The sequence below is a fragment of the Stenotrophomonas sp. genome, from assembly GCF_050737075.1.
GTDB lineage: Bacteria > Pseudomonadota > Gammaproteobacteria > Xanthomonadales > Xanthomonadaceae > Stenotrophomonas.
This window is the reverse complement of sequence record NZ_JBOHXV010000167.1, coordinates 1-3,724: the sequence shown is the minus strand read 5'-3', so window position 1 is coordinate 3,724 and position 3,724 is coordinate 1. Positions and strand designations below refer to the sequence as shown.

At 66.0% G+C, this 3,724-nt stretch carries 3 protein-coding genes; all 3 read left to right on the top strand.

Features of this window, described 5'->3' with window-relative positions:
- Positions 1–220: 220 nt before the first annotated feature.
- The gene (locus tag ACREPD_RS21860) at positions 221–712 is read left to right on the top strand and encodes a chemotaxis protein CheW (protein WP_421570498.1); all 492 of its coding nucleotides are present in this window, start codon (positions 221–223) and stop codon (positions 710–712) included.
- Between the two features lie 147 nt (positions 713–859).
- Positions 860–1,243, top strand: a complete 384-nt coding sequence (locus ACREPD_RS21855; RefSeq protein WP_431601241.1) for a hypothetical protein — start codon at positions 860–862, stop codon at positions 1,241–1,243.
- Between the two features lie 94 nt (positions 1,244–1,337).
- Positions 1,338–3,704, top strand: coding sequence for a methyl-accepting chemotaxis protein (locus ACREPD_RS21850; RefSeq protein WP_431601240.1), 2,367 nt, complete (start codon positions 1,338–1,340; stop codon positions 3,702–3,704).
- Positions 3,705–3,724 lie beyond the last annotated feature (20 nt).

Sequence of the window (3,724 nt, the reverse complement as noted above, 5' to 3'; positions counted from 1 at the left end):
GGGGTGGGTTTGCGGGACTGTAGAAAACATGGATGTTTTCTACAAGCCTCCAAGGATGGATTCACGGCGTGTCCCGCCAACCCGCACCCGCCAGCCCAAGCCAGGAACACTTACAGACCGAGCGCTCCTGCTTGCGCCTCTAAAGTCGCGACATCCCAGGCCGATATTGAGCGTGACGCCCCGGTTTTCCGACCGCCACGCCTGACCCAGGATTCCTTCCATGAACCACAGCAACCCCAACGCCGCCAGCAGCGGTGGCGAGTTCCTCAGCTTCACCCTCGGCGCCGAGCACTACGGCGTGGACATCCTCAAGGTGCAGGAAATCCGCGGCTATGACTCCGTCACCCGCGTGCCCGACGCCCCCGATTACATCAAGGGCGTCATCAACCTGCGCGGCACCATCGTTCCCGTCATCGACCTGCGCCTCAAGCTGCGCCTGGACGAGGCCCGCTACGACGCCTTCACCGTCATGATCGTCCTCAACGTCGAAGACCGCGTCGTCGGCATCGTCGTCGACAGCGTCTCCGACGTCATCCCGCTGAGTGCCGAGCAGATCCGCCCCACCCCCGAGTTTGGCGCCGCCGTCGATACCCGCTTCATCTCGGGCATCGGCACCCAGGACGATCGCATGCTCATCCTGCTCGACATCGAAACCCTGCTCGACAGCGCCGACATGGGCCAGACCGCCGCCGTCGAAGACGCTGCCGCCTGATCGGACGTGCGCGACAGCCCGGATCGATTTTCGTTCAACTTAATCCTTCAGTTCTGTCGCAAACGGCCGATAGCTGGATTCAGGACCCGGCGGCGTGGCATCCCCCACGCCCGGGCCAACTATCCATATCCCCCGGAGAATCTCCCGATGAAGTCCCTGCTTGCGCTGTTTTCGGTCGCCGTCCTTGCCTCGTCCGCCTCGTCCGCCTTCGCCCAGTCGGCCGACATGATTCCGCCGGAGATGGCCGCGCGCTCCGTCGGCAAGGATGGCATGGTCTGCGGCAAGGTCGAAAAGGCCCGCTACGCCGAAGGTTCCGAGGGCCAGCCGACCTTCCTGTACATGGGCGGCGCCTTCCCGCGTCACACCTTCTCGGCCCGCATCGCCGGCGAGAATCGTGGCAAGTTCAGCTTCCCGCTGGAAACCCTCGAAGGCAAGACCGTGTGTGTGATCGGCAAGATCGCCCGCGACGCCTCGCGCGCTGAAATCGAAGTCAGCTCGCCGGCCGGCCTGAAGCTCGCCAACATCAAGTAATCGCCCCACGCCCCGCCACGCCGGCACAGGCCGGCGTGGTCGCTGCAACCGGGCGCCACGCCCGGACGCGTCTGCCACCGGAGAGTGCACCACCATGCAATGGATCAACAACCTCAAACTGATGCCGAAGTTGATGCTGACTTTCGGTGTAATCCTGCTGGTGATGCTGCTGCAGGGCATCGTCGCCTATCGTGGCCTGCACTCCCTCAACAACGTGACCACCGAACTGGCCGGCAACCGGATGGAAAGCATCCGCATGGCCGGCGAAATGCGTGGCATGCTCGGTGAGTATCGCAACTCCGCTTACCAGGGGCTGATCCGCGCCAGCGACGACGTGAAGGCTGAAGCCAAGACCCGCGCCGCCGACCTGCGCGGCAAGATCGACGCCTCCATCAAGAAGTATCCGGCCCTCATCGACAGCCCGCAGCAGAAGAAGCTGTTCGACGCCTTCGCCAAGGACTGGAACGAATCGCTGGCCTCCTACGATTCGGTCACCGAAATGCTCGAGCTGGACCTGCCGGACGATGCCATCGATACCTTCGTCGGCGAGACCCGCACCAAGCATCTCAAGGCTTCCAGCGCGCTTGAAACGCTGATCGCCGAAGACAACCGCCTCGCCCGCGCCTCGCGCGAAGAGGCCGAAAGCACCTACGCCACCTCCGCCACCCTGACCATCATCGCCCTGCTCGGCGGCGCCGCCCTGGGCCTGGTGCTGGTCTACCTGTTCGCCCGCTCCCTGGTCGGCAGCGTCCGTGGCGCCGTCTCGGTGGCCAACGAAGTGGCCAGCGGCAAGCTGGACGGCCATATCGACGTTACCCGCAAGGATGAAGTCGGCGACCTCATGCAGGCCATGCAGCGCATGCAGCGCGACCTGCGCGACCGCACCGAAACCGAACAGGCCGTGGCCCGCGAGAACCTGCGTATCCGCACCGCGCTGGATTACAGCTCCACCGGCGTGTACCTGACCGACAACCACCTCAACATCGTCTACGCCAACCGCGCCCTGGAACAGACCCTGTCCCACTACCAGGACGAACTGCGAAAGAACCTGCCGGACTTCGACGCCGCCGCCACGCTGGTCGGCCGCCCGCTGACCGTGCTCGAACACCGCGGCGAAATGGACGCCAGCCTGCTGGCCAACCTGAAGCAGCACGGCGTGGCCCGCCGCGCCATGCAGTTCGGCGACGCCCAGTTTGCCCAGGTCGTGTCCACCATCCGCAACGAAGAAGGCGAGAGCGTCGGCCACGTGGTCGAATGGCGTGACCGCACCCCCGAAGCACTGGTCGAAGCCGAAGTGGCGCGCGTGATTGCCCAGGCCGCCGCCGGCGACCTGTCCGGCCGCATCAGCGCCGAAGGCAAGGACGGCTTCTTCCTGCAGCTGGCCCAGCAGATCAACGGCCTGCTCGACGCCAACGCCTCCAGCATCGAACAGATCTCCGGCCTGCTCACCGCACTGTCGCAGGGTGACCTGACCGTGCGCATGCACGGCGACTTCGACGGCGTGTTCGCCACCATGCGCGACGACGCCAACGCCACCGCCGAACAGCTCAGTGGCATCGTCACCCGCATCAAGCAGTCCAGCCAGGCCATCAGCTCGGCCGCCAGCGAAATCGCCACCGGCAACAGCGACCTGTCGCGCCGTACCGAACAGCAGGCGGCCAACCTGGAAGAGACCGCCGCCTCGATGGAGGAACTGACCTCCACCGTGCGCCAGAACGCCGAACACGCCCGCCAGGCCAACCAGCTCGCCATCGGTGCGCATACGGTGGCCTCGCAGGGCGGCGACGTGGTCGGCCAGGTGGTGACCACCATGAGCGCGATCCAGACCTCGTCCAAGAAGATCGCCGAGATCATCTCGGTCATCGACGGCATCGCCTTCCAGACCAACATCCTGGCGCTGAACGCCGCAGTCGAAGCGGCCCGTGCGGGTGAACAGGGCCGCGGCTTCGCTGTCGTCGCCTCCGAAGTGCGCACCCTGGCCCAGCGTTCGGCCGGTGCCGCGAAGGAGATCAAGGGCCTCATCGACGACTCCGTCGGCAAGGTCAATGATGGCTCGGCACTGGTGCACAAGGCCGGCGCCACCATGGGCGAGATCGTCGCCTCGGTGCAGCGCGTGACCGACATCATGGCCGAGATCTCTGCGGCCTCGCAGGAACAGTCGGCCGGCATCGAACAGGTCAACCAGACCGTCGTGCAGATGGACGAAACCACCCAGCAGAACGCCGCACTGGTGGAGGAAGCCACCGCCGCCGCCCGCTCGATGGAAGAACAGGCCGGCCACCTCAGCGATGCCGTCTCGATCTTCCGCGTGGACGAAGTGGACGCAGCGCCGGCCGCCCCGGTGTTCGCGCCGGCACCGCGTGCCGTGACCCGCCCGGCTGCTGCACCGGCACCGGCGCGCAAGCCGGCCAGCCGTGCGGTCGCCGCCGAGCTTGCCGACGGCAACTGGCAGGAGTTCTAAACCGCCCCGCGCAATCGCGC